Source organism: Fodinicola acaciae, from assembly GCF_010993745.1.
Classification (GTDB): domain Bacteria; phylum Actinomycetota; class Actinomycetes; order Mycobacteriales; family HKI-0501; genus Fodinicola; species Fodinicola acaciae.
In genome coordinates, this window is record NZ_WOTN01000001.1 from 707522 (window position 1) to 731794 (window position 24273).

Consider the following 24273-nt stretch of genomic DNA (forward strand, 5'->3'; position numbering starts at 1 on the left):
GACGAGAAGCAGATGTAGCGCTAAATGTTCGACTTGAGAGGTTTGTAGATGGCATGAATGTCGAGTTACTTGCGCTGGACGCAAGGAACAAGGCCTTCACGCCACAACGATCCCCGGAGGCTGTGACGGGTGTGACTACTGAGGCTGATAATGCTGTTGTGACTGCTCGGCTGCGACAGACGTCCGTTTTGATGTCTTGTTAAACAAGTATTACGCAGTCAGCGGCTACGGCACGATCGTTTGGCGTCCAGACCGACGGGTTGCTTCCCATGCGTGCCCGGACAACCAGCCCCGCCGCAAACGCGCAGCCGACCCCCATGCACACCGATTGGCATCCACGCGCCCCTCCCTTGAGGTCGCCCTCCGCGCAGGAGCGCCCGCCGCGCAGGCGAAAAACCAACCACCCCTGACGCAACAACCAGGAGACGCACCCACCCCGCCACCACAACCCAGCTAAGGGTCCCCGCGCCTCAGCTGCTACCAGTCGTGCTGCTGCTCTGCCCCGGATCCCAACCCCGACTAATCTGCACTGTCCCATTTTGCAGCGTGCCGGTGATCGACTCGCGCTGGTTGCCGGAAGTGAAGATCACCGAGATGGAGTTGTCCATCTTGATGGTGCCGGCCGACCAGCCGTCTGCCGCGTTTGGGGCTGCGCTCAGCGTCGTCGCGGTGTAGGTGAAAGTCACCGAGCTGGCGCTGTGTTCGGCGTTGACCACCATGGTTTTCGGCTTCGGTGGCGGAGCGGTGCTCGGCTTGGTCGGGCCGGTGCTCGGGTTGGGGTGGCTGCCGGGTGGCTGCGCGCCGGGGTTGGTTTGGTGGTGGTTGCTGGGGCTGCCGCTCGGGCTCGGCGACGTGCTCGGCGAGCCGGACGCGTCGACTGGGGAATCGCTCGGATCGCCGGGTGTGGTGCTCGGCGTTGGGCTGGTGCTCGGCGTCGAGGCCGCGTTCGTGCGGTAGGTGTCCGCGTTGGAGCTGGCGAGCAGCTGCGGAATTCCGTACCAAATCGCGACATTTATCAGCACACCGGCCACGGCGACACCGGTGATCGCAAGCCGTCGGGTCCCTTTCACGCGGCGACCATACTGGATTGCCGGCAGGCCACCGAAAGGCACCCTCAGCTAACAATTTTCCGGTAATACACGGTAATAACGCAATGACGACAAGTGAAAACCGCCACGGTCGGCCGGCCGTTGTTTTCAGCTTTTGCCGTGAATTGCCGGAATTCCACCGTTCAGCTGGCTGAACTCACTCGTGTTTACGTGTGACGGTGTGTCGCCCGGTCATCGCGATCGCCGGCTCACCGTCCGCATCCACCCACACGCCGCATTCGCCGCCGCCCTCGCTGACGTCCAGCTCGACGGCCGAGCCGTCCATCCGCAGGACGGGGTGGTAATACTGCGCGACCTGGCGCGCGTCGGCTTGGATGTAGTGGCCGATCAGAGCTCGCCGGAAGCGGTCGGTGCTGCGGTTGGGGAGGCTGCCGTGCACCAGGGATCCGTTGAAGAACAACACATCTCCGGGTTCCATCTCGACCTCGACGGCGTCGTGGCGGTCCGGCAGCGGCACGGTCACGTCGGTGAAGCTGACCGCGGTGTCGGCTTTCTCGGTGCACAGCACCGGCCAGCGCTGGCTGCCCGGCACGACCATCATGCAGCCGTTGTCGGCATCGGTACGGTCCAACGCCGTCCACGCGGCCATGCAGGTGCCCGGCTCGACCTTCAGATAGAAGTTGTCCTGGTGCAGCGCCTGCCCGCGTGAGCCGGCCGGCTTGAAATAGAGCATCGACTGCACCGCGTACGGCTCCACACCGAGCAGCCCGACCAGTCGGTCGCGGATCCGCGGGTCGAGCAGCCACCGCAGCGTCGTCTCGTCCCAGCGGTGCATCTGCGCCAGCCGTGGATAGCGGCGCAGCGGATCGCGTGCCGTCGCGTCCGGACCCGACTCGCGGTGCCGGACCGGCGCGCGATGGCGGACGGCCATGTAGTGGTCGCGCAGTTGTGCCGTCTCCTCGGCGGAAAACAGTCCGCGTGCGACGACGTATCCGTCGAGGTCGAACTGAGTTGCGGACGAAACGCTCATCGGCGATGCTCCTCGGCAATCCGTTGGTACGCTCATCGTCGGTTCCACAGAGGCTTTCGGCCAGTCATGATCGACGCAAGGAGTCGGACTTTTGACTCATCCGCCGCTGGCACCGCTGGAGCTGACGCTGCTTTCACCGCCGACCTACTGGCGCTGCGAGCCGAGCTGGTCGTGGCATTCCCGGCCGCTGCCCGACCATCTGCTGTGGTGTGTGCTGGAAGGCGTTGGCGAGCTGCGGCTCGACGGTCGTACGGCTGCGTTGCACGCCGGCGTCTGCGCGATCTTCGCGCCTGGCGACGCACCCGTGGCCACCCACGATCCGCTCCGCCGGCTGGTCGTTTTCGGCATGCATTTCTCGGTGGCCGGCGACGACACGGTCGTGCCGCCCGGCCGCTGGCAGTCTGTGGCCGACCGTGAGCTGCTGGCCGCGCTGGCGCGCCGCTGCGAGACGAGCTATCGGCGCGGCGACGCGCTCGGCCGCCGGCACGCCGCACTCGGCCTGGAACACCTGGTTTGCCTGCTGTGGGAGGACAATCTGCACCCGGCCGGCCGGGTCGACCAGGTGTTGGCCGACATCGCCGCGGCGATCCGGCACGACCCCGGCCGGATGTGGACGGTCGCCGAGTTGGCGGCTCGCGCGTCGCTGTCGCGAGCGCAGTTCACTCGCCGGTTCGCCGCGTACACCGGTGACCCGCCGATCCGCTATCTGACTCGCGCGCGCGTCGATCGAGCGCGCCACCTGCTGACCGAGACCACGATGTCGGTGACCGAGGTCGCCGCCGCGCTCGGCTATCGCGACCTCGGCTATTTCGGCCGGCAATACAGACAGTTCCTCGGTCACGCGCCGAGCCGCGACCGGCATCGCGACCACGATCCGGCCGGCATGATGGAGGCATGACACTGAAACGGAAAGAGGCATCGGACGCGGTCACCGATCTTGGCTGGCGGCTGGTGCTCGGCGCCTTCCGCGCGTACGTCCCGGCGTCGTCGATCGCGGACGCGGCGCGGATCGCGCTCAGCGCCGCGGAGATCGGCGACGAGCGGCTGCGGATCGACGTACGCGCGGACGGCGTGCACCTGACCATCGAGGTGCACGCCTCGCGAGTGGGAGCGGCCGAGGTCGAGCTGGCGAAGGCGCTGTCGGCGGCGCTGCCGACCACACCGGACGGCGTGCAGGCGATCGAGTTGGGGATCGACGCCATGGACATCCCGGCGGTGTTGCCGTTCTGGGAAGCGGTGCTGGCGTACGAGCGGGTCGGCGACGCACTGGTGGATCCGGCCGGTCTGGGACCGGCTGTCTGGTTCCAGCAGATGGACGAGCCGCGCCGCCAGCGCAACCGGATCCACTTCGACGTGTCGGTGCCGCACGACCAGACGGAGGCGAGGATCGCCGCCGCGCTGGCCGCCGGCGGCACGCTCGTCTACGACAAGGAGGCGCCGGCCTTCTGGGTCTTGGCCGACCCGGAAGGCAACGAAGCGTGCGTCACCTGCTGGCAGGGCCGCGATTAGGGGCCTCTAGAGTCTGTCTCCATATTCTGCGGGGCGATAGCCGAGCCGCTGTCACATCTTTCTCGGGCCGCCTGACGGCAGGATCTCGACTCTCATCCCCCCGGAATATGGAGACAGACCCTAGGCCTGCGTCACGTGCAGCACGACCTTCTCGGAGGTGATTTCTTGGACGGTCACCTTCAGGCCGCTGACCTCGACCGGCTGGCCGGCGGTCACCTGGACCCGCTGGCCGGCCACCTCGACGGTCACCTGCTGGCCTTGTACGCCGACCAGTTTTGCCTTGACGCCGAGGATGTTGGCCTCCGCGTTGACACCTTGGTCGAAGGTGATCGTGCAGCCACTCGTGGTGCAGTTGGTGGCAGTGCCGTTGGAGTTGCCGCCGCAGCCGGCGGCGAAAGCGAGGGCTAGGGTGGCCAGAAGGACGCCGACGATGGTTCGTACGGAGTGCATGTGCCAAGTGTAAAAGATCCTTGGGACGTCTGGTGACCAGCCCGTACCGCCGGCTCCAGGTGCCGGTCCCCGGCGGTGGGCTGGCGGTCGGCGTCTGGGGTGTCGGCGAGCCGCTCACTCTGCTCGTCCACGGCATCACCGGTTCGCATCTGGCCTGGTCACTGGTCGCCGAGCAGGTGGCGGGCGACGGGAACGGGATGGGGACCGGCACGGTCGCCGGTGTCGATCTGCGCGGCCGCGGCGACAGCGGCTCGGTGGCCGGACCGTACGGCTTCGCGCGGCACGCCGACGACTGCGCGGCCGTGCTCGACCGGCTCGGCGCGGCCGAGGTCGTGGTGGCCGGTCACTCGATGGGTGGCTTCGTGTCGCTGGTGCTGGCCGACCGGCATCCGGAACGGGTGAGCCGGCTGGTCCTCGTCGACGGCGGACCACCGCTGCCGCCACCGCCTGGCGACACGGCCGAGGAGCGGATCGCCACCGTCCTCGGACCGGCGGTGCAGCGGCTGCGGATGCGGTTTCCGAGCCGGGTCGCCTATGCCGACTTCTGGCGTGCGCATCCGGCCTTCGCCGAGTGGAACGCGGCCATTCAGTCCTATGTGGACTATGACCTGACCGGCACCGAGCCGGAGCTGCGCAGCAAGGTCAGCGAGGCCGCCGTACGCGAGGACTCGGTCGACATCCTGGAAGGTGACGCATTGCGCGAGGCGTGGCAGCGGCTGCGCCACGACGCGGTTTTCCTGCGCGCCGAAAGGGGTCTGCTCGACCAGCCGGTGCCGCTCTATCCGGAGGTCGCGCCGATCGAGGCGAAGATGCCGGTGCGTACGCTCGCCGGCACCAACCACTACACCATCCTGCTGTCGGAGAAAGGGGCCGCGCCGGTCGCCGCGGCGATCAGGACCGGCTGACCGTGTTTTAGCGCTACACTGACCGCCGTTGTTTCGACTATGGAGGTCTTGTGTCCCGTAAACTTGGAAAAATCGCCGCGGTAGCCGCGGCGGCGAGCGTCGCGAGCGGAGTGCTGTTCGCGGCCAGTCCGGCCGAGGCGGCGTACGATTGCCGCTATGGCAAGGTCTGCCTCAACACCGGCACCTTCGGCAACGGCAGTCGCTGGGAAGTGCCGAGCTGTGGCGAGCACTGGTTGCCGTCCGGCTTCGCCTACCATACGCATTCCGTGCAAACCTGGGGAAACTCGGTGACGCTCTTCTGGTTTGACCAGGACGGCCAGGGTGGCTACATCCACCAGATCGGCTTCGTCGGCCAGAACGCGCAGACCAACCTCGACGCGCAGACCGCCGACCTGCTCAACTACGTCCGCGTCAACTGCTAGGTCAATGCCACGTCGAGTGTGGGGAAATCGGCATCCCACCAGATTTCCCCACACTCGATGCGTCGCCAACCACAGGACCGAGTGGTCAGCGGATGCCGGCGAGTACGCCTGAGCCGCCGGACCACGCACCGGTGAGCGTGTCCGTGACGGAGATCTCCGTCCCCACGACGCGTACGACCACAAGCTCAACGCCGCCGCCGCGTACGACCGTCGTCCCGCCGTCATCGTGGCAGGTCACGGCATCGATCACCGGTGAACGGCCGGCCGAGCCACTGCCGGCGACCGTCGCGGACGGCTCGCGGCGTTGCTGCTGGCCGTCCGTCGCGAAGATCTCCTCCGCCTGGCCGCCGTCGCCGACCACGACCGACGCGGCCGCCGCCACCCACACCGGATCGGCGCAGCCGTCGTAAACCCAGCGTTTCCCCAGCACCGAGTGCTCGGTCGTGCCGACCAGGAAGTCGTCGGCGCCGGCCAGGGGAGCATCCCGATATGTCAACGGTGTGTGCAGGACGGGACCGTCGGACCGCACGATGAGAGCCTCCAGGCCGACCTCGCCGGCCGGGTCGTCGAAGCGGTACGCGCCGAGCCGTCGTACGTTCGGATCGCCGGTGAACCAGGACCGGCCCGGCAGCCACGCCGCCAACAGCTCGAGTTTGGTCGGACTTATCGTCGCGGAATGGATGAGAGCCACGCGTCAGACTCTAACAAATTTCGCGGTTTGGTAAGGAATTCCCGCTGCTCGAGGAGCAAGTACGACTGGCGGCAGTTGAGACGCCCGGGCTTCCTGGGGCATGCATCCCGTAGCTGGTTGTAGTGGTGGTGTTGGTTTCTGTGTCGTGTTGCGTGAGTGGTTGCGTCGTCCGTTTTGTTGCGTTGGGTGGATGGTTGGGTTTTCGCCTGCGCGGCGGGCGACCTCAAGGGAGGGGCGCGTGGATGCCAATCGGTGTGCATTGGGGGTGCGGCTGCGCGTTTGTGGCGGGGCTGGGTTTTCTGGGCAAGCCAGGTCACCTTTGGAAGCAACCCGTCGGGATGGACGCCAAACGGTCTTCCTGTAGCGCTACATGTCCGTTTTGCCGGCTTGTCTGTTGATGGCAAGGCCTACTTACGTGCGCCTGACGCACGCATGGGGGCCTTGCGAACATTGAGGGCGGCCGGGGTGGTGCTGGTGTGGCTGACAATGCGGGTGAGACGGTCTGATCGCGTAATGCTTGGTTAACAAGACATCAAATCGGGTGTTTAGTGCGGACGACTCTCTTGCTGCGGGTATGTTCGGCTTGTCGTTGCTTGTCGGCGCCGACCCTGACGAATCTCGGTTTTGGCTGGTCGGGGTTAGTGTGGCGAGATGGCGGTGGAGGCGAACAGGCGGCAGATCGAAGGCGGTGTCCACCGGGACCTCGCCGAGACGATGACCTACGGCGGCTACCTGCATCTGGAGGAGCTGCTCGGCGCGCAGCATCCGATGAGCAGGCCGGTGCACCACGACGAGATGCTGTTCATCATCCAGCACCAGACATCCGAGCTCTGGATGAAGCTGCTGATCCACGAGCTTCGCGCGGCTCTGCGGCACATCGCCGCCGACGAGTTGGCGCCGGCGCTCAAGCTGCTGGCCAGGATCAAGCACATCCAGCGGCAGCTTTTCGAGCAGTGGGCCGTGCTGGAGACACTCACGCCGATCGAGTACGCCGAGTTTCGCCGGTTTCTCGGCCGTTCCTCCGGTTTCCAGTCGGTGCAGTATCGGCTGGTGGAATTCATGCTCGGCAACAAAAACGCTGACATGCTCGAGGTGTTCCGGCACGACAAGGTGGCGTTGGCGGAGTTGTCGGAGGCGTTGCGTACGCCCAGCCTCTACGACGAGTTTCTGCGCTATCTCGCGCGACACGGCCACGACGTGCCGGCCGAGATCGTGCGGCGGGACGTGACCGAGGCGTACGTGCCGCGGCCGAAACTCGTGCCGGTGCTCAAACGCATCTATGAGAACCGGCAGGACTTCTGGCCGGAATACGAGACGTGTGAAGAACTGGTGGACGTCGAGGAAAGCTTCCAGCTCTGGCGGTTCCGGCACATGAAGACGGTGGAGCGGGTGATCGGTTTCAAACCGGGGACCGGCGGCTCCAGTGGCGTGGCGTTTCTCCGGGCCGCGCTGGACCTGACTTTCTTCCCGGAGATCCTGGCCGTTCGGACCGAAATCGGACGGTGACCGAGATCGCGCGTACGGACCGCCGCGGCTAGCAGTATGCTTGCCGAGGCCGCCGGGTCGGGTGCCTGGCGTCTTGGCCTTGGTTCGAGGATGTCAGGAGGTGGGGCTCGTCATGCCGAGTCAACCTCCGAGTAGTCGTCGCTAGAGACGACGACACTGCGCGCAATTCCCTCACCCCACTTCCCTTGGTGACGGCCGTCGTGTCCGCGTGACACCGCTTCACCCAGTGCTGAAGAAGGCATCCTCATGATGGCAAACCGTCTGCGTGTGCTGCTGCCGAAGAAAGTCATGCCGGGCTCGTACGGCGCCAACGTGCAGCTCGCGCCCGAACGCTCGATGGACCCGACGCCGGAGCGCCGCTGTCCGCCGGTCGAGAAAAGCGTGATCGACAGCGCCGTCTACTGCCGCGGCAAGCGGACGGACTCGCCGCCGACGCTGGCCGACACCTACCAGGTGCTGTCCGACAAACCGGGCAGCATGGCCTGGATCGGCCTCTACCGGCCGGCCGAGGCGCAGGTGATGTCCGCGGCCGAGGAGTTCGGCCTGCACGAGCTCGCCGTCGAGGACGCCATCACCGCACACCAGCGTCCCAAGCTGGAGCGTTACGGCGACACGCTTTTCGTCGTGTTGCGTGCGGCGCGCTATCGCGACGAGACCGAGGAGGTCGAGTTCGGCGAGCTGCACATCTTCACCGGGCCCGATTTCGTGCTGACCGTGCGACACAGCGAGGCGCCCAACCTGGCCGCCGTACGCCGCCGGATGGAAAACGACCCGGACCTGCTGCGGCTCGGGCCCGAGGCGGTCCTCTACGCCATCCTGGACGCCGTCGTCGACGGCTACGCGCCGGTGGTCGCCGGCCTGCAGAACGACATCGACGAGATCGAGACCGAGGTCTTCAGCGGCGACCCGAAGGTGTCGCGGCGCATCTACGACCTCTCCGGTGAGGTCATCGAGTTCCAGCGCGCCACCCGGCCGCTGCTGAAGATGCTCGAAGGCCTGTCCGCCGGCTTCGACAAATACGGCACCGACGAGGAGCTGCGCCGCTATCTGCGCGACGTGGCCGACCACGCGACGACCGTCGTGGAGCGGGTCGACAGCTTCCGGCAGATGCTCACCGACATCCTGACCATCAACGCGACACTGGTCAGCCAGGCGCAGAACGAGGAAATGAAGCATCTGGCCGAGATCAGCTACGCGCAGAACGACCAGGTCAAGAAGATCTCGTCGTGGGCCGCCATCCTGTTCGCTCCGACGCTGATCGGCACCGTGTACGGGATGAATTTCGACAACATGCCGGAGTTGCACTGGGTTGGCGGTTATCCGTTCGCCGTACTGCTCATGGCCGTCGTCTGCCTAACGCTCTATATAGTCTTCAAAAAGCGCGACTGGCTTTAGGCTCTAAGGGTCTGCCAACCCCGGAGGGCCCGTCGTGAAGGTTGTCGTCGCCGAGCCGTATCTGCTGCCACACCGCGACCTGCTGATCTCCAAGGCACCGCCAGGCACCGAGTTTTCCTGGTCCGAGCAGGATCTTTCCGGTGTCGAGGTCTATATCGGATCGGTGTTCACCGCCGAGATGGCCGCGTCGGCCGACCGGTTGCGGCTCGTACAGGTGGCCGGAGCCGGGACGAACGGGGTCGACTTCTCGGCGTTGCCGGCGGATGCGTTGTGCGCCAACACTTTCCACCACGGTGCGTCCATCGGCGAGTACGTCGTCGCCGCGCTGATCCTGCTCGCGCGGCGGATTCCGGAGCAGGACAGGGCGTTGCGCGACGGCCGCTGGCTGTCGCCGAAGCTTCCCGGTGGCCTGCCGCAACCGTCCACACTGGACGGTAGGACCGTTGGTTTCGTTGGTTTCGGCCACATCGGCGTGTCCGCGTGGCGGTTTCTGCGCGAGCTGGGCATGCGTGCGGTCGCGGTGACCGGCAGTGGAAAAGCCGACCCGGTCGCGTACGGACTGGACTGGCTCGGCGCCACCGACCGGCTGACCGATCTGCTCGCCGAGTCTGACGCGGTGGTGGTGAGCGCACCGCTGAACGAACAGACGACCGGCATGATCGGCGCCGCCGAGCTGGCCGCGATGAAACCCTCGGCAATCCTGGTGAATGTCGGACGTGGTCCGTTGATCGACGAGCGGGCTCTGTACGAGGCGTTGCGTGACGACGTGATCGCCGGCGCGGCGATCGACGTCTGGTATCGCTATCCGGGCGTCGACGGACAGGCGAAGCCGAGCGTCTTTCCGTTCCAGGATCTCGGAAACGTGCTGATGACACCACACGTCTCCGGCGTCACCTCCGACACCTTTCGCGCGCGGATCGGGGATATCGCGGAAAACCTGCGCCGGCTGTCGCAAGGTGAGGCGCTGCTGAACGTGGTGTCGCCATGAGATTCCGGTCGCTGCCGGCCCTGTCCCGGCGCGCGCTGTCCGGCTGGCGCGGCCTGCTCGCGCGGCCGTCGCACACCGGGATCGTGCACCTTGGCCTCGGTAACTTCCACCGTGCGCACCAGGCTGTCTACACGTCGGAGGCGCTGCGCGCCGAGCCTGGTCCATGGGGGATCCTGGCCGCGACGAACTCCTCACGCCGGCTGGTTTCCGCGCTGGCGGCACAGGATCTGCTGTATTCGGTCGCCGAGCTGTCACCGTCCGGCGTGCACGTGTCGGTGCCGTCCGTCCACACTGGACTGTTGATCGCCGCCGAGGACCCGGCCGCGTTGGTCGCCGCGATCGCCGCTCCTGCCACCAGGATCGTCACGCTGACGGTGACCGAGAGCGGTTACTCGTACTCGCCGGAAAGCCAGGGCCTGGCGCTGGACTCGCCGGACATCCGCTACGACCTGGAAAACCCGTCGACGCCGCGTACGCCGATCGGCGTCATCGCGCGCGGCCTGCACCGGCGGATGACCGCCGGCCTTCCCGGCCTGACCGTGCTCAGCTGCGACAACCTGGTCGCGAATGGTCGGCGTACGCGCCGGCTGGTGCGCGAGTTCGTCGAGGCGATGCGCGCGCCCGAGCTGCTGCAGTGGATCGACCAGCACGTCACGTTTCCCGGCACGATGGTCGACCGGATCGTGCCGGCCACGACCGACGCATTACGGGCTCTGGTCAGCGAAAAGCTGCATGTGCTCGACGCCGTGCCGGTGCCGGCCGAGCCGTTCAGCATGTGGGTCCTGGAGGACGACTTCGCCGCCGGCCGGCCGCGCTGGGAGGCCGGTGGCGCGATTTTCTGCGACCAGGTCGGGCCGTACGAGGTGATGAAGCTGCGGCTGCTCAACGGCACGCACGGCCTCATCGCGTATCTCGGTTTGCTGGCCGGTCAGGAGTTCATCGCCGAGGCCATCCGGGTGCCCTTCGTCGAAGAGGCCGCGCGCCGGATGATCGCCGAGGATTTGCTGCCGTTGCCGGAGTTTCCGGACGGCGTCGACCTGCCGTCCTATGTGGACCAGCTGTTCGAGCGGTTCCGCAACGAGGCGCTCGGCCACCGTACGGTCCAGGTCGCCTCCGACGGCTCGTTGAAGCTGCCGCAGCGGATCGGTCCGGCGATCCTGGACAACCGGCGAGCCGGCCGGATGCCGCAACTGCTCGCGTTGGCGATCGCCGCGTACGTGTGTTGCGTGGCGCCGCTGGACGGTCAGCTCGTACGCGGCGCGGAGCAGATCAGGGACCCGGCGCTGCCGCGATTGCGTGCACTGGCAACCGAATCAACCTCCATCGCCGGACTGGTGACAGCGGTTTTCCAGCGTGGCGAGGTCTTCGACGCCGAGATCGGCGGCGACACCGAGTTCGTCGCCAGAGTCGCCGAGCTGGCCAGGCTGATCCGCGTGCACGGCGTGGCGCGAGCCGTCGCCGACACCGTGGTCTAACCCCAAACCTCCGCCGCCGTCTCGACGATGAGCGACAGCTTGGCGACCTGGTCGTCGTAGGTGAGCGCGTTGCCGTCCACAGTGGACGAGAAACCGCACTGACCGGAGATGGCGAGCTGGTCGATGTCCACGTACCGGGTGGCTTCCTCGATCCGCCGCTTCAGGTCGTCCTTGTCCTCCAGCTGCGGCCGTTTCGTCGTGACCAGGCCAAGAACGACCATCTTGTCGGGTGGCACATAGCGCAGCGGCGCGAAGCTGCCGGAGCGCGCGTCGTCGAACTCCAGGAAGAATCCGTCGACGGCGAGATCGCCGAACAGCGCCTCGGCCACATAGTCGTAACCACCTTCGGCGACCCACGATGACCGGAAGTTGCCGCGGCACAGGTGCGTGGTGATCGTGACGCCGTCCGGCCGATCCTTCAGCGCTTCGTTGATCTGCTTGATGTTGCGCAGATGCTGGTGCTCACCATCGGCGCCCATCGCGGTGATCTGCTCGCGCTGCTTGGGATCGTTCAGATACGCCAGGCTGGTGTCGTCGAGTTGTACGTAGGTCGCGCCGAGATCGGCGAGCCCGCGGATTTCCTGTGCGTACGCTGCCGAAAGGTCGGTCCAGAACTGCTCGAGATCCGGATAGACCTTCTCGTCGATGGACGCGCGGCCACCGCGATAGTGGACCATGCTCGGCGACGGGATCGTCTGTTTCGGGGTGGTCTCCACGATCGACTTCAGAAAGCTGAAGTCCTCGCCGAAAATCGTCTTGTCCAGGGTGATCGGCGCGTCGACGTGGATGCCGGACGGGGTGAACTCGATCGTCCCGGACTCGTTGCGAAACTGGACCTTGATGTTTTCCGTCACCTTGGTGACGCCACCGAGCTGGTAGATGAAGTCCATGTGCCAGGAACCACGCCGAAACTCGCCGTCGGTGGCCGACTGCAGGCCGACGTCCCGCTGCATCCTTACGACCTCGCGGATGCAGTCGTCCTCAATCGCGCGCAGTTCCCCGGCCGGCAGCGTCCCGGCGGCGACATCGTCGCGGGCTTTCAGAAGTCGTTGCGGCCGCAGCAGGCTTCCGACGTGGTCGGCCCGAAACGGCGGGGTCGTACGCTTCATCTGGCCACTCCTCGCGCGACGGGGTCCTCGATCATGTCGGCCGTGGTCGGCAGCGCCGGGGCGCGGTGGATGCCGGGATTGCGCAGCACGCGGGAAACTCCCTGCGCGGCGGCGCGCACGGCCGTGGTGAGGCTCATCGGGTCGATGCCGTTGTTGCGTACGACAAGGGAAATCGCCGCGACGACGTCGTTGCCGCCATCTCGCACCGGTGCGGCGACCGACAGCGCGTCGAGGGTGATCTGGCCGTCGCTGACCGAAAATCCGGTCCGCCGGATGTCGGTCAGCACGCGCCGCAGCCGGTGCGGATCGGTCAGCGTCTTCTCGGTGAACCGAGCCAGCGGCTCGGTCAGTACGCGTTCCTGGATCGCGGCCGGCGCGTGTGCGAGCAGGACGAGACCGACGCCGGTCGCGTGCAGCGGCCAGCGCGCGCCGACCCGGGTGCGAACGGTGACCGCGTCCCAGCCGGTGATCCGCTCGACGTACACACCGTCGCAGCCGTCGCGCACCGCCAGCTGCACGTTTTCGTGTGTGGCCTCGTAAAGATCCTGCATGAACGGCAGCGCGGCCTCGCGCAGGCCGAGGCCGCGCGGTGCCAGCGCGCCGACCTCCCACAGTCGCAGCCCGATCCAGTACGCACCGCGCTCGTCGCGTTCCAACGCGCCCCAGTTGACCAGCTCGCGGACCAGCCGGTGCGTGGTGGTCAGCGGCATGCCGGTGTGCCGGCTGATGTCGCTGAGCCGCAGCATCGGGCGTTCGGTGCTGAACACCTCCAGGATCGCCAGCACCCGCTCCGCGACCGTACGCACGGGCTGGGAGGCGTCCCGTTTCATCCCCACCTCCGGCCGTCTCGAGCATGGTGACGTGCAAGCGCTGTCACGCGGCATGTCATCTGCCACCTTGCTCGAGCGGCGCGGAGCCACGAAAGGAGTCTTCCACTGGACGGAAATGAACTATCCGTATCGCCAGTGGTCCAGATGCCACCGATGTGGTGGAGATAGTACAGAAGGAGGTTTTCCAGGCCAAACCGCGTTTCGACGGATTCGACAGCGGTGCCTGCCGGCCGTCAGCCGACCGGCGTCAGCCGTTCCTCCGCATCGACGACCGGCTGGTCATAACCGAGTGCTGCCCGGCGAAGCGGTGGAATGGCGCCGCAGGCCTTGAAAAACAGCCGCGTACGCAGCCGGCTGAGAGCGTTGCGCGTGGCGGCCTGCTCGGTGTTGCGTACGGCGTCGCGGACCGTGGCGAAGCCGTGCTCGCGCATGGCCGCCTCGTACGCGCCGATCCCAGCGACCAGCTCTTTTTCACCTGCCGCAACGGAAATCAGCGTACGACGCAGCAGGTTGGCGTCCCACAGCGCGGTGTTGCCGCCGAGTCCGCCGACCGGCGGCATGTGGTGGATCGCGTCGCCGAGCACGGTGACTCGACGGGACGGCCACGCTTCCACCGGTGCCGCCGCGGTGAATCCGACCGCACGCAGCTGGTCGGCGTCCTTGACCAACCGCCGCAGGCTCGGATGCCAGTCGCGGATCCGGTCGCCGACCACGTCCAAGATCGGGGGGCCGGTCAGTTCCGTGAAGCCAGCCGGAAAAGTGTCGCTGCTGCCGATCAGGGCCCAGAGGATGTAGTCGTTGTCGCGGGAATCCTCGACCAGCTCGCGCGGGTCGAGGCCGAGCGCGAGCAGCTGGTCGCCGAGCCGCTCGGCCACCTGCGCCGGATCCTCGCGGCGCCGGAAGACCGCGGTGAAAAGGAAATCACGCTTCGGCCAGAATACGTTCTTGCGCGCCAACAGGATCTCCGGCAGCCAGGCCAGGGTTTCCGGTGTGAGCATGAGTTTGCCGGCGACACCGATGGCCGGGATCTGGGTCGTGGTGGCTCGCGGCACCAGCTGCTCGCGGACTCGTGAACGGGTGCCGTCGGCACCGATGAGCACGTCACCGGTGGCGCGGCTGCCATCGGCGAAGTACGCCGTCACCGTGCCGTCGCTGTTTTCTTTATAGCGAAGGAATTCTTTGTCGAAATGGACGAGGTCGGCCAGGCCGGCGAGGAGGATTTTCCGAAGTGTGATCCGGCTGACCGCGTGCTCGGTGTTCAGCGGGTCGTCAGGGTCGGCGGCCGGTCCGTCGTTGCCGAGCAGCACCAGCTCGCGCATTTTCTCGTCCAGGAAACCGATCCCGCGGCCGGCGTCACCGGCGGTGGCGACCAGTACGCGCCACAACGCCGGCGGCAGGCAGTCGTGCAGCGCCACCGCGCCGGTGGAGTTGACGTTGATCCGATAGCCTTGCGTACGCGAGTCAGGCGTCCGGTCGCGCTCGTACACCGCGACGCTGACCCCGGCCTGTTTCAGGCCCTGTGCAAGGCAAAGTCCGCCGATGCCGCCGCCGATGACGACCACGTGCAGAGGTTTCATGTCGATCCGCCTTCCGTTGGTGGCAACGCCGCCAGCAGGCGGTCGTGCCAGCTGATTTCGGCTTCCAGCCGCAGGATCGTGTGGTCGAAGGCGAGCGGCTCCAGGCCGGTCAGCCAGGGAGCCGCCTCCTCGTACAGGCCGCGCCAGAAGTCCAGCTGTGACTGGAAAGCCTCCCGGCGCGACCGGACGGCCTCGCGCATTTCGCCGTCGTCCAACAGGTTGCCGTGTTGCAGGACCAGATACATGGGCTCCGGCCGCAGTTTCGTGTCGGCGAGTACGGCACGGATCTCGCCGACCAACTGCGCGCGGCCTTCGTCGGTGATGCCGTAGACGGTCCGGGCCGGCAGGTTGCCTTCCTGCTCGGTGCGTACGACCTCCACGAGGCCTTCGTCGGCCATCCGGCGCAGGGCGCCGTACAGCGAGCCGGGCTTGATGTCCGTCCACAGCTCGACGCGATCCTGTTGGGCCGCGCCGCGGATCTTGTGTCCGTGCATCGGACCGCGGTCGGCCAGCGCGCCGAGGATGAACAACCTGGTTCCTAGCATGCGACTACTCAAACACGAGTACCTGCACCTAGTCAAGCAAGACTACTCACATGCGAGTAGAAATCAGTCGTCGAGGCTTCCCATGCTGAGGTTGACGGTCGTGCCGGTCAGGCCGGCGGCCTTGTCGGAGGCGAGGAAGACAGCCGTGTTGGCCAGGTCGTCCAGCGTCGACAACCGGCGCGTGTGCGTGCGACTGGCCAGCGCGTCGTGGAACTGTTGCCACGACTGACCGGACGCGGCGGCGTAGGACTCGAAGCTCTTCTGGATCCGTGGCGTGTCCGGCATGCCCTGCGGACGCAGACCGACAACGCGTACGCCGTGCGGCGCGAGCTCGGCGGACAGGCCCCTGGTGAGGGCCTCGACCGCGGCCATCGCCGCGCCGCCTCCTCCGACGTAGGGCACGCCGCTGCGCGCCGGCGTCGAGGTCACCGCCATGATCACACCCGATCCGCTGGCGACCATCCGGCGGGCCGCGAGCCGCGCGGTCAGGAAGTACGAGCGCGCGTACGTCGCGATCGGCAGCAGGAACTGGTCGGCCGGCATGTCCGTGAGGGACATACGTGTCGTGGGATTCGGCAGGCCGATCGCGTTGAACGAGATGTCGACGCGACCCGCCTCGTCGACCACGGCCCGCAGGTGCTGGTCGATCGCCCGCTCGTCGAACGCGTCGACCTCGGCACCGGCGACGTGGTGGCCGGTGAGAAACAGCCGGGCGCCTTCGGCGGCGAACGCGCGCGCGACCGCACCGCCGACCGCGCCGGCGGCACCGTAGATCACCGCGACCTTGTCCTTGAGCAGCATGTCTGGTCCTTTCCGGAGAAGTGTCGGACCATGCAGACACCGGTGGATTGGCGAAATGGTCGGCGACCAGTTCGCGGCCGCTGCGGTGTCGGTACGGAAATGGGACAGACGATGACCGTGGAGTTGGTCGAGCGGGCCCAGGCCGGCGACGGTGAGGCGTTCCGCGCGCTGACCGAGCCGTACCGCCGTGAGCTCCACGTGCACTGCTATCGGATGCTCGGGTCGCTGCAGGATGCCGAGGACGCGCTGCAGGACACGCTGCTGGCCGCGTGGCAGGGGATCGGTGGATTCCAGCGGCGCGCGTCGGTGCGTACGTGGCTCTATCGGATCGCCACCAACCGGTGCCTCAACGTGCATCGCGCGGCCAGCCGTCGCCCGGCGAAGGCATGGAACATGCCGGACACCGAGCGACCGGAGCCGACCGGCCTCGGCGAGCTGTCGTGGCTCGAGCCGTATCCGGACGTGTTGCTCACCCCGGAGGCGACGTATGAGCGCGGGGAGACGATCTCACTGGCTTTCGTGACCGCGCTGCAGCTGCTGCCGCCGCGTCAGGTGGCCGTCCTGGTCCTGCGTGACGTGCTCGGCTTCGCGGCCAGCGAAGTGGCCGGCATGCTCGACACGACCGTCGACTCGGTCAACGGAGCGCTCAAGCGAGCGCGCGCCGGCCTGCGGCATGAGCGTCCCGAACCGGCACCGGCCGCCGGCTCCGCGGCCGAGCGGGAGTTGATGGCGGAGTTCACGCGTGCGTACGAGTCGGGTGACGTCCAGGCGCTGGTGGCGCTGTTCACCGACGACGTGTTCGTCTCGATGCCGCCGATGCCATACGAGTACGCCGGCATCGAGGCCGCGACCAGGCTGTTCGCCGGCATCTTCGACTCCGGCCGGCGGCTCGACCTGGTGCCGACGCGGGCCAACGGCCAACCGGCGTTCGCGACCTACCTGCGCACCGCCGGGCGGCCGTCCGGCGGCCTGTTCGTCCTCACGCTCAGCGGCACGCGGATCAGCGCCTTCACGCGCTTCGAGCCAACCGTGCTGCGGTGGTTCGAGCTTATGCCTGACCGGTCTCGAAGCGGCTGATCCGGCCGTCGGTCACGAAGAACTTCCAGGCCGTACGCATCGAACCCCAGGTCGAGTTGCTGTACTGCACGATCATCGACCGGCCGTCGTCGGACTGCGACTCGATCACCATGTGCCCCTTGGTGTTGAAGATCTCCCGGTCGCTCCACTCGCGCAGGTCGCGGTCGGTGCCGTCGTCGGACATGGTCGCGTTTTCGGTCAGAGCGTCGAAAAAGGCGGCGCGGTCGCCGGTGTTGACGGCCTGTACGAACGCCTTGACCGTCGGATTCGTCAACTCCTGTACGTGCACCATGTCGTCCCCCTTCGTCACACCTGGTCGTGCTGTCTCGTCCGCAGTGGTGAGAGACCAACTCGAACGAGGTGACGATATGACAACTCAGATCGTGGTGCTCGGCGGTGGTTACACCGGCCTCGGCGCGGCGAAGCTGGCGGCGCGGTGGACCGGTGCGCAGGTGACCCTGGTGAACGCGAGCGACCGGTTCGTCGAGCGCGTACGGATGCACCAGCTCGCCTCCGGACAGCGGCTGCGCGACCTGCCGTTGCGTGAGTTGCTGGCGAAAACCGGCGTGCGGCTGGTGGTCGACAAGGTCGTCGCGGTCGACCCGGACAGCCGCACCGTTCGGCTGGAGGTCGGCGCTCCGATCGCGTACGACCAGCTGATCTATGCGCTCGGCAGCCGGGCCGACCTCGACTCGGTGCCGGGCGTGCGCGAGCACGCGTTCACGGTGGCCAGCCACGACCAGGCCGTAGACCTGCGCGAACGGCTGCGCCAGGCCGGCCAGACGGTCGCCGTCGTCGGCGGTGGACTGACTGGCATCGAAGCGGCGTCCGAGCTGGCCGAGACCTATCCGGACCTGAAGGTGCGGCTGCTGACCAACGGCACGCTCGGTGCCGCGGTGTCCCGGAAAGCACAGCACCACCTGCGGAAAGTCTTCGCGCGGCTCGGTGTGGACGTACGCGAGAACGCGCGCGTCGTCGAGGTGCGCGCCGACGGTGTGCTGCTTGCCGAAAACGAACACGTCGGTGCCGACACGGTCGTATGGACCGCCGGTTTCGAGGTGTCGCCGCTGGCCGCCGAGGCCGGCTTCGAGGTCGACGCGCGCGGCCGGATGGTCGTCGACGACACGCTGCGCTCGGTGTCGCATCCGGATGTGATCGGCATCGGCGACGCGGCCGCCATGCATCGCGAGACCGGACAGGAGTTGCGGATGGCCTGTGCGACCGGACTGCCGACCATGCAGCAGGCCGTACGCGCCATGGCCAACCGGATGCACGGCAAGCCGGCCAAGCCGGTCGGCTTCCGGTTTTTCAACCAGTGCATCAGCCTCGGCAGGCGGGACGGCCTCGTGCAGTTCGTACGTGGTGACGACAGTCCGCGCGAGGCGATCCTCACCGGCCGGGCGGCGGCTCTGTACAAGGAAACCATCGTCCGCGGCACGGTCATCTTCGAAAACCACCCGACCATGCCGGCCTCTGTGTAGCCGATGCAAGAGTTGGGCACGTTCGAATGCGGCAGTGCCCAACTCTTGCGTACTCGGTCGCGGCACGGGACTCGCCTTTACCGTCGCACCAACGAGCTAGGCTCAGGTGCGTGCCGGATCCATCGACGTACCGGCCCGCGACGGGCACGATTCCCGAATCGCCGGGTGTATACCGCTTCCGCGACCAGACCGGTCGGGTGGTGTACGTCGGCAAGGCCAAAAGCCTGCGACAGCGGCTGAACTCGTACTTCGCCGACCCGGCCGGCCTGCATCCGCGGACCTACCAGATGGTCACCACCGCGGCCAGTGTCGACTGGGTCGTGGTCGGCACCGAGGTCGAGGCGCTGCAGCTGGAATACTCCTGGATCAAGGAGTACGACCCGCGGTTCAACGTCCGCTATCGTGACGACAAGAGCTATCCGAGCCTCGCGGTGACGCTGTACGAGGACTATCCGCGGCTGATGGTGATGCGGGGCGCCAAGCGCAAGGGCGTCCGCTACTTCGGTCCGTACGCGCACGCCTGGGCCATCCGCGAGACCCTCGACCTGCTGCTGCGTGTGTTTCCGGCGCGCACCTGCTCGGCCGGCGTCTTCAAGCGGTCCAACCAGATCGGCCGGCCGTGCCTGCTCGGTTACATCGGCAAGTGCTCGGCGCCGTGCGTCGGCCGGGTGAGCGCCGAGGAGCACCGCGCGATCGTCGAGGACTTCTGCGACTTCATGGCCGGCAAGACCGACCAGATGATCCGGCGGCTGGAGAAGGAGATGCGTGCCGCCTCCGACGACCTCGACTTCGAGCGTGCGGCGCGGTTGCGTGACGACATCGGTGCGCTGCGGCGTGCGATGGAGAAGCAGGCGGTGGTGTTCGGCGATGGCACGGACGCCGATGTGGTGGCCTTCGCCGAGGATCCACTGGAGGCCGCCGTCCAGGTTTTCCACGTACGTGGCGGCCGCGTACGCGGTCAGCGCGGCTGGGTGACCGAGAAAGTGTCCGATGTGGACACTGGCGAGTTGGTCGAGCAGTTCTGCACGCAGATCTACGGCGGCGAGTCCGGCGAGGCGGTGCCGCGCGAGGTGCTGGTGCCGCAGCTGCCGGATGACGTGTCGGTGCTGTCGTCGTGGCTCACCGAGTTGCGGGGCGCACGCGTCGATCTGCGAGTGCCGCAACGCGGCGACAAACGCACTCTGCTGGAAACCGTACAGAAAAATGCGGCGCAAGCATTGATGCAGCACAAGCTGCGCCGCGCTGGCGATCTGACCGTACGGTCGAAAGCGCTGTCGGAGATCGCCGACGCGCTCGGTCTCGACGACGCTCCGCTGCGCATCGAGTGCTACGACATTTCGCATGTGCAGGGCACCGATGTCGTCGGATCGATGGTGGTCTTCGAGGACGGTGTGCCGCGCAAATCCGAATACCGGCGGTTCGCCGTACGCGGCGAGGGCACGGTCGTGGAAGGCGAGCGCGGTCCGGACGACACCGCCGCCATGGCCGAGGTGCTGCGCCGCCGGTTCACCCGCTACCTGTCCGAACGGCGCACCGAGGACGGCCCGGTCGGAGAGGGGATCGACCCGGAGACCGGCAAGCCGAAAAAGTTCGCGTACGCGCCAAACCTGCTGGTGGTCGACGGCGGCGCGCCGCAGGTTTCGGCCGCGGCCAACGTACTCACCGACATGGGGATCACCGACATCGCGCTTTGCGGCCTGGCCAAACGGCTTGAGGAGGTGTGGCTGCCGGGCGAGGACTATCCGGTGATCCTGCCGCGCAGCAGCGAAGGCCTCTACCTGTTGCAGCGCGTACGCGACGAGGCACACCGCTTCGCCATCACCTACCACCGGCAGAAGCGGTCCAAGCGGATGACCGCGTCCGCTCTGGACAGCATCCCCGGTTTGGGGGAAACCCGCCGCAAAGCGCTGTTGAAACATTTCGGTTCACTGAAAAAGCTCCGGCAGGCCAGCGTCGAGGACATCACCGACGTGCCGGGGATCGGTTTGCACACCGCACAAGCCGTACACAGTGCTCTCGGTGGGGTGGCGGCAAATGGCGTTTCGGCGCCAGCTACGGTAGATCAGTCTTCGACGCCGGACGAGGGGGAGTCGGCCGGGGTCGAGCCGGGGGATGAATTCTCCGCGGGGGATGCCGTCGCCTTCGATGCGGCGACGGGAGAAGTGCTCGAGCCGGACGCTGGGGAGGGGCGGCAGTGACCGGTGGGTCGTCAGCGCAGGCCCGGCCGGTGGACACGCGACTGTCCACGGTGCCTCCTGTGATGGACCTGGTGATCGTCACCGGGTTGTCCGGGGCTGGCCGGTCCACAGTGGCGCGTGCGTTGGAAAACGTCGGCTATTACGTGGTCGACAACCTTCCGCAGTCGTTGGTGATCACCATGGCCGGGCTGGCCGCGCAGTCCGGCGGCGCGGCCAGGCGAACGGCGATCGTGTTGGACGTACGCAGCCGCGCGCTGTCCTCCGACATCGCCGAGGCGATCCAGCAGCTGCGGGCCCGCGACTTCCATCCTCGGGTGATCTTCCTGGAGGCGGCCGACGACGTGCTGGTGCGGCGCTACGAGAGCGTACGCCGCAAGCACCCGCTGCAGGGTGACGGCCGGCTGCTGGACGGCATCACCGCCGAGCGCGCGCTGCTGGCCAGCGCGCGCGGCGAGGCCGACCTGATCATCGACACCACCGAGCTCAACGTCAACCAGCTGCGCAACCGGGTCGAGGAGATCTTCGGCGACGAGTGGCACCGGCTGAAGGCGACGGTGCTGTCTTTCGGTTTCAAGTACGGCATTCCGCCGGATGCCGACTTCCTGGTGGACGTACGGTTCCTGCCCAACCCGCACTGGGTTCCCGAGCTGCGGCCGCTGACCGGCCAGCATCCGGACGTCGCCGACTTCGTGCTGCGCCAGCCTGGCGCCACCTCGTTCATGTCCCGCTATGCCGGCCTGCTGACCGACGTGGTGGACGGTTTTTCCGGGGAAGGCAAGCAATATCTGACGGTCGCGGTCGGCTGCACCGGCGGCAAGCACCGCAGCGTGGCGATGGCCGAGCGGCTCGGCGCCCTGCTCGAGGAGGGTGGCCTGCCCGTCCGGGTGGTGCACCGCGACCTGGGGAGAGAGTGACCGTGAACGTCGTCGCCATCGGTGGCGGACACGGGCTCGCGGCGTCGGTCCGTGCGCTCAAGGAGCTCGACGAGCGCGTCGACCGGCTCGACCTGAGCGCGGTCGTGTCGGTCGCCGACGACGGCGCCTCCTCCGGCCGCGTACGCTCCGAGCTCGGCATCCTGCCACCCGGCGACCTGCGCAAATCGCTGGTCGCGCTGGCCGGTGAGAGTCCGGCCGCGCAGACCGCGGCGGAGCTGTTCGAGCACCGGCTCGGCGGCGACGGGCCGCTGGCCGGCCACGCGGTCGGCAACCTGATCCTGGCCGGGCTGCTGGAGCGGCTCGGCGACGCACCCACCGCGCTGTCGGCGGCGGCCGCGATGCTGGACGCGCGGGGGAGAGTGCTGCCGGCGGCCGAACAGCCGCTGGTGCTCGGAGGAGAGGTGATGGTGACCGGCTCGCGGCGGCCGGTCATGGTCGGCGGCCAGGCCGCGCTGGTCCGTACCCGGGGCCGGATCCGCCGGCTGTGGATCGAGCCGGCCGACCCGCCGGCGTGCGCGGCCGCCACGCAGGCGATCCGCGCCGCCGACACCGTGGTGATCGGGCCGGGCTCGTGGTTCACCAGCGTGCTCGCGCCGTTGCTGGTGCCGGAGATCGGCGAGGCGGTCGCGGCGACCCGCGCGAAGGTGGTGCTGGTGCTCAACCTGGCCGCAGGGCCGGGGGAGACCGAGGGGATGACGGCCGCCGACCACGTCGAGGTGCTGGCGGCGCATCTGCCGGCGCTGCGCTGCGACGCGGTGGTGGTGGATCCGTCGGTGGCACCGGCCGGGTCCACTTTGGACAGTGAGTTGACGGCCGCCGCCGGGGCTTTGGGGGCCCGGGTGATCAACGCGCCGGTTGCGGCGGCCGATGGAACACCCCGTCATGACCAGGCTTTGCTTGCGTCCGCTCTGTGGGGGGCACTGGATGGGGCGTACGAGAGGATGGCGGTCGACTCATGGCTATGACAGCTGCGGTCAAGGACGAGTTAAGTCGCCTCACCGTGACAAAACCGTGTTGCCGTAAGGCGGAGATGGCCGCGTTGTTGCGGTTCGCGGGGGGTTTGCACATCGTCGGTGGCCGGGTGATCGTGGAGGCCGAGCTGGACACCGGCGCGGCGGCGCGCCGGCTGCGCCGGGAGATCAGCGAGGTGTACGGACACACCAGCGAGATCCAGGTGCTCGCGGCCGGCGGGCTGCGGCGGGGCAGCCGCTACATCGTCCGGGTGAGCCGCGAAGGTGAGGCGCTGGCCAGGCAGACCGGCTTGCTGGACCTGCGCGGCCGGCCCGTACGCGGCCTGCCGCCGCAGGTCGTCTCGGCCGGCCTGTGCTGCACCGAGGCCGCCTGGCGCGGCGCGTTCCTGGCGCACGGCTCGCTCACCGAGCCGGGCCGGTCGGCTTCGCTGGAGATCACCTGTCCCGGTCCCGAGGCCGCGTTGGCGCTGGTCGGCGCAGCGCGCCGGCTCGGCATCACGGCGAAGGCCCGCGAAGTCCGCGGTGTCGACCGGGTGGTCGTACGCGACGGCGACGCGATCGGCGCGCTGCTGACCCGGATCGGCGCGCACGCGAGCGTGTTGGCCTGGGAGGAGCGGCGGATGCGACGCGAGGTGCGTGCGACCGCCAACCGGCTCGCCAACTTCGACGACGCCAACCTGCGCCGCTCCGCCCGCGCCGCGGTAGCCGCCGGCGCGCGGGTCGAGCGCGCGTTGGAGATCCTCGGCAGCCAGGCGCCGACGCATCTCATCGACGCCGGCAAGCTGCGGCTCACCCACAAGCAGGCCTCGCTGGAGGAGCTCGGCCAGCTTGCCAACCCACCGCTGACCAAGGACGCGGTAGCCGGCCGGATCCGCCGGCTGCTGGCGCTGGCCGACAAGCGCGCCAGCGAGATGGGGATCCCGGACACCGAGGCCAGCGTCACCCAGGACATGCTCGCCCAGTAGGCCTTGCGTTGGGAGGGTTTCCGCCTTCGAAGCCATGGCCGTCCCAGTAAGTGGCACGAACGTCCATCACGTGGGATCAACGGCATGTGTAGCGCTAAATGCCCACCTTGCGAGGTTCGCGGACGGCGTGAATGTCGAGTTACTAGCGTTGGACGCAGAAACAAGGCTTTCACGCCACCGCGATCACTGCGGGCTGTGACGAGTGTGACTACTGAGGCTGATAATGCTGCTGTGATCGCTCGGCTGTAACAGATGTCCGTTTTGATGTCTTGTTAAACAAGTATTACGCAGTCAGCCGTCGCAGCAGGATCGTTTGGCGTCCATCCCGACGGGTTGCTTCCCATACGTGACCCGGAAAACAAGA

25 protein-coding genes are annotated in these 24273 nt (G+C 67.5%); 15 read left to right on the forward strand and 10 right to left on the reverse strand.

All coding sequences use genetic code 11. The features are described 5' to 3' along the window. Window positions 1-470: 470 nt before the first annotated feature. The gene (locus tag GNX95_RS03260; RefSeq protein WP_163505662.1) at window positions 471-686 is read right to left on the reverse strand and encodes a hypothetical protein; all 216 of its coding nucleotides are present in this window, start codon (window positions 684-686) and stop codon (window positions 471-473) included. Here GNX95_RS03260 and GNX95_RS03265 point away from each other — a divergent pair. Beyond that, the gene (locus tag GNX95_RS03265; protein WP_163505663.1) at window positions 676-957 is read left to right on the forward strand and encodes a hypothetical protein; all 282 of its coding nucleotides are present in this window, start codon (window positions 676-678) and stop codon (window positions 955-957) included. The two genes, GNX95_RS03260 and GNX95_RS03265, sit on opposite strands and share 11 nt — an antisense overlap. 288 nt (window positions 958-1245) lie before the next feature. Here GNX95_RS03265 and GNX95_RS03270 read toward each other — a convergent pair whose 3' ends face one another. Beyond that, window positions 1246-2079 carry a phytanoyl-CoA dioxygenase family protein gene (locus GNX95_RS03270; protein ID WP_163505664.1) on the reverse strand — a complete coding sequence of 278 codons (834 nt, stop codon included), beginning with the start codon at window positions 2077-2079 and terminating at the stop codon, window positions 1246-1248. A 91-nt stretch (window positions 2080-2170) separates the two neighbouring features. Here GNX95_RS03270 and GNX95_RS03275 point away from each other — a divergent pair, with 91 nt between their 5' ends. Continuing rightward, complete coding sequence (locus GNX95_RS03275; RefSeq protein ID WP_163505665.1) at window positions 2171-2977, forward strand: AraC family transcriptional regulator; 807 nt, start codon at window positions 2171-2173, stop codon at window positions 2975-2977. Continuing rightward, on the forward strand, window positions 2974-3588 hold the full coding sequence (locus tag GNX95_RS03280) for a VOC family protein (RefSeq protein ID WP_163505666.1): 615 nt from the start codon (window positions 2974-2976) through the stop codon (window positions 3586-3588). Before GNX95_RS03275 ends, GNX95_RS03280 begins: the two co-directional genes overlap by 4 nt. A 120-nt stretch (window positions 3589-3708) precedes the next feature. Here GNX95_RS03280 and GNX95_RS03285 read toward each other — a convergent pair whose 3' ends face one another. Beyond that, a complete protein-coding gene (locus GNX95_RS03285; RefSeq protein WP_163505667.1) occupies window positions 3709-4038 on the reverse strand; it encodes a hypothetical protein in 330 nt (109 codons plus the stop codon). A gap of 32 nt (window positions 4039-4070) precedes the next feature. Here GNX95_RS03285 and GNX95_RS03290 point away from each other — a divergent pair, with 32 nt between their 5' ends. Then, complete coding sequence (locus GNX95_RS03290; RefSeq protein ID WP_222853366.1) at window positions 4071-4943, forward strand: alpha/beta hydrolase; 873 nt, start codon at window positions 4071-4073, stop codon at window positions 4941-4943. 50 nt (window positions 4944-4993) lie between these two features. After that, complete coding sequence (locus tag GNX95_RS03295) at window positions 4994-5365, forward strand: hypothetical protein (RefSeq protein WP_163505669.1); 372 nt, start codon at window positions 4994-4996, stop codon at window positions 5363-5365. Between the two features lie 85 nt (window positions 5366-5450). Here the strand turns inward: GNX95_RS03295 and GNX95_RS03300 are convergent, their stop codons facing one another. Then, window positions 5451-6056 (reverse strand): CG0192-related protein, encoded by a 606-nt coding sequence (locus tag GNX95_RS03300; protein ID WP_163505670.1) that lies wholly within the window; start codon window positions 6054-6056, stop codon window positions 5451-5453. Between the two features lie 651 nt (window positions 6057-6707). Here GNX95_RS03300 and GNX95_RS03305 point away from each other — a divergent pair. The 4 genes from GNX95_RS03305 (at window position 6708) to GNX95_RS03320 (ending at window position 11420) form a co-directional block, all read left to right on the forward strand. Further along, window positions 6708-7562, forward strand: a complete 855-nt coding sequence (locus GNX95_RS03305; protein ID WP_187369586.1) for a tryptophan 2,3-dioxygenase — start codon at window positions 6708-6710, stop codon at window positions 7560-7562. 246 nt (window positions 7563-7808) lie between these two features. Continuing rightward, window positions 7809-8957 (forward strand): CorA family divalent cation transporter, encoded by a 1149-nt coding sequence (locus GNX95_RS03310; RefSeq protein ID WP_163505671.1) that lies wholly within the window; start codon window positions 7809-7811, stop codon window positions 8955-8957. A 34-nt stretch (window positions 8958-8991) separates the two neighbouring features. Further along, window positions 8992-9945: a 2-hydroxyacid dehydrogenase gene (locus tag GNX95_RS03315; protein ID WP_163505672.1), complete on the forward strand. Its 954-nt coding sequence runs from the start codon at window positions 8992-8994 to the stop codon at window positions 9943-9945. Next, a complete protein-coding gene (locus GNX95_RS03320; protein WP_163505673.1) occupies window positions 9942-11420 on the forward strand; it encodes a mannitol dehydrogenase family protein in 1479 nt (492 codons plus the stop codon). Before GNX95_RS03315 ends, GNX95_RS03320 begins: the two co-directional genes overlap by 4 nt. On the opposite strand, the gene GNX95_RS03325 is transcribed toward GNX95_RS03320, so the two are convergent. From GNX95_RS03325 to GNX95_RS03345, 5 genes are all read right to left on the reverse strand, one after another. Continuing rightward, complete coding sequence (locus GNX95_RS03325) at window positions 11417-12529, reverse strand: 5-methyltetrahydropteroyltriglutamate--homocysteine S-methyltransferase (RefSeq protein WP_163505674.1); 1113 nt, start codon at window positions 12527-12529, stop codon at window positions 11417-11419. The genes GNX95_RS03320 and GNX95_RS03325 overlap by 4 nt on opposite strands. After that, window positions 12526-13359 (reverse strand): IclR family transcriptional regulator, encoded by an 834-nt coding sequence (locus GNX95_RS03330; RefSeq protein ID WP_163505675.1) that lies wholly within the window; start codon window positions 13357-13359, stop codon window positions 12526-12528. Before GNX95_RS03330 ends, GNX95_RS03325 begins: the two co-directional genes overlap by 4 nt. A 233-nt stretch (window positions 13360-13592) precedes the next feature. Then, window positions 13593-14936, reverse strand: coding sequence for an FAD-dependent oxidoreductase (locus GNX95_RS03335; protein WP_163507806.1), 1344 nt, complete (start codon window positions 14934-14936; stop codon window positions 13593-13595). After that, window positions 14933-15481 (reverse strand): PadR family transcriptional regulator, encoded by a 549-nt coding sequence (locus tag GNX95_RS03340; protein ID WP_163505676.1) that lies wholly within the window; start codon window positions 15479-15481, stop codon window positions 14933-14935. The genes GNX95_RS03335 and GNX95_RS03340 overlap by 4 nt, the downstream gene beginning before the upstream one ends. A gap of 63 nt (window positions 15482-15544) precedes the next feature. Then, window positions 15545-16282, reverse strand: coding sequence for an SDR family NAD(P)-dependent oxidoreductase (locus GNX95_RS03345; protein WP_163505677.1), 738 nt, complete (start codon window positions 16280-16282; stop codon window positions 15545-15547). A 111-nt stretch (window positions 16283-16393) separates the two neighbouring features. On the opposite strand from GNX95_RS03345, the gene GNX95_RS03350 reads away from it, so the two are divergent. Continuing rightward, the gene (locus GNX95_RS03350; protein ID WP_163505678.1) at window positions 16394-17359 is read left to right on the forward strand and encodes an RNA polymerase subunit sigma-70; all 966 of its coding nucleotides are present in this window, start codon (window positions 16394-16396) and stop codon (window positions 17357-17359) included. On the opposite strand, the gene GNX95_RS03355 is transcribed toward GNX95_RS03350, so the two are convergent. After that, window positions 17331-17651, reverse strand: a complete 321-nt coding sequence (locus GNX95_RS03355) for a nuclear transport factor 2 family protein (RefSeq protein ID WP_163505679.1) — start codon at window positions 17649-17651, stop codon at window positions 17331-17333. The two genes, GNX95_RS03350 and GNX95_RS03355, sit on opposite strands and share 29 nt — an antisense overlap. A 76-nt stretch (window positions 17652-17727) precedes the next feature. Here GNX95_RS03355 and GNX95_RS03360 point away from each other — a divergent pair, with 76 nt between their 5' ends. The 5 genes from GNX95_RS03360 to whiA all read left to right on the forward strand — a co-directional run bounded on the left by GNX95_RS03360 (window position 17728) and on the right by whiA (window position 23909). After that, window positions 17728-18840 carry an NAD(P)/FAD-dependent oxidoreductase gene (locus tag GNX95_RS03360; protein ID WP_163505680.1) on the forward strand — a complete coding sequence of 371 codons (1113 nt, stop codon included), beginning with the start codon at window positions 17728-17730 and terminating at the stop codon, window positions 18838-18840. Window positions 18841-18950: 110 nt separating this feature from the next. Continuing rightward, a complete protein-coding gene (uvrC, locus tag GNX95_RS03365; protein ID WP_222853367.1) occupies window positions 18951-21038 on the forward strand; it encodes an excinuclease ABC subunit UvrC in 2088 nt (695 codons plus the stop codon). A 62-nt stretch (window positions 21039-21100) separates the two neighbouring features. Continuing rightward, the gene (gene rapZ, locus GNX95_RS03370; protein ID WP_163507807.1) at window positions 21101-21952 is read left to right on the forward strand and encodes an RNase adapter RapZ; all 852 of its coding nucleotides are present in this window, start codon (window positions 21101-21103) and stop codon (window positions 21950-21952) included. Beyond that, window positions 21949-22938 carry a gluconeogenesis factor YvcK family protein gene (locus tag GNX95_RS03375; protein ID WP_222853368.1) on the forward strand — a complete coding sequence of 330 codons (990 nt, stop codon included), beginning with the start codon at window positions 21949-21951 and terminating at the stop codon, window positions 22936-22938. The genes rapZ and GNX95_RS03375 overlap by 4 nt, the downstream gene beginning before the upstream one ends. Further along, window positions 22929-23909 (forward strand): DNA-binding protein WhiA, encoded by a 981-nt coding sequence (whiA, locus tag GNX95_RS03380; RefSeq protein ID WP_163505681.1) that lies wholly within the window; start codon window positions 22929-22931, stop codon window positions 23907-23909. The genes GNX95_RS03375 and whiA overlap by 10 nt, the downstream gene beginning before the upstream one ends. The last annotated feature ends 364 nt before the right edge of the window (window positions 23910-24273 follow it).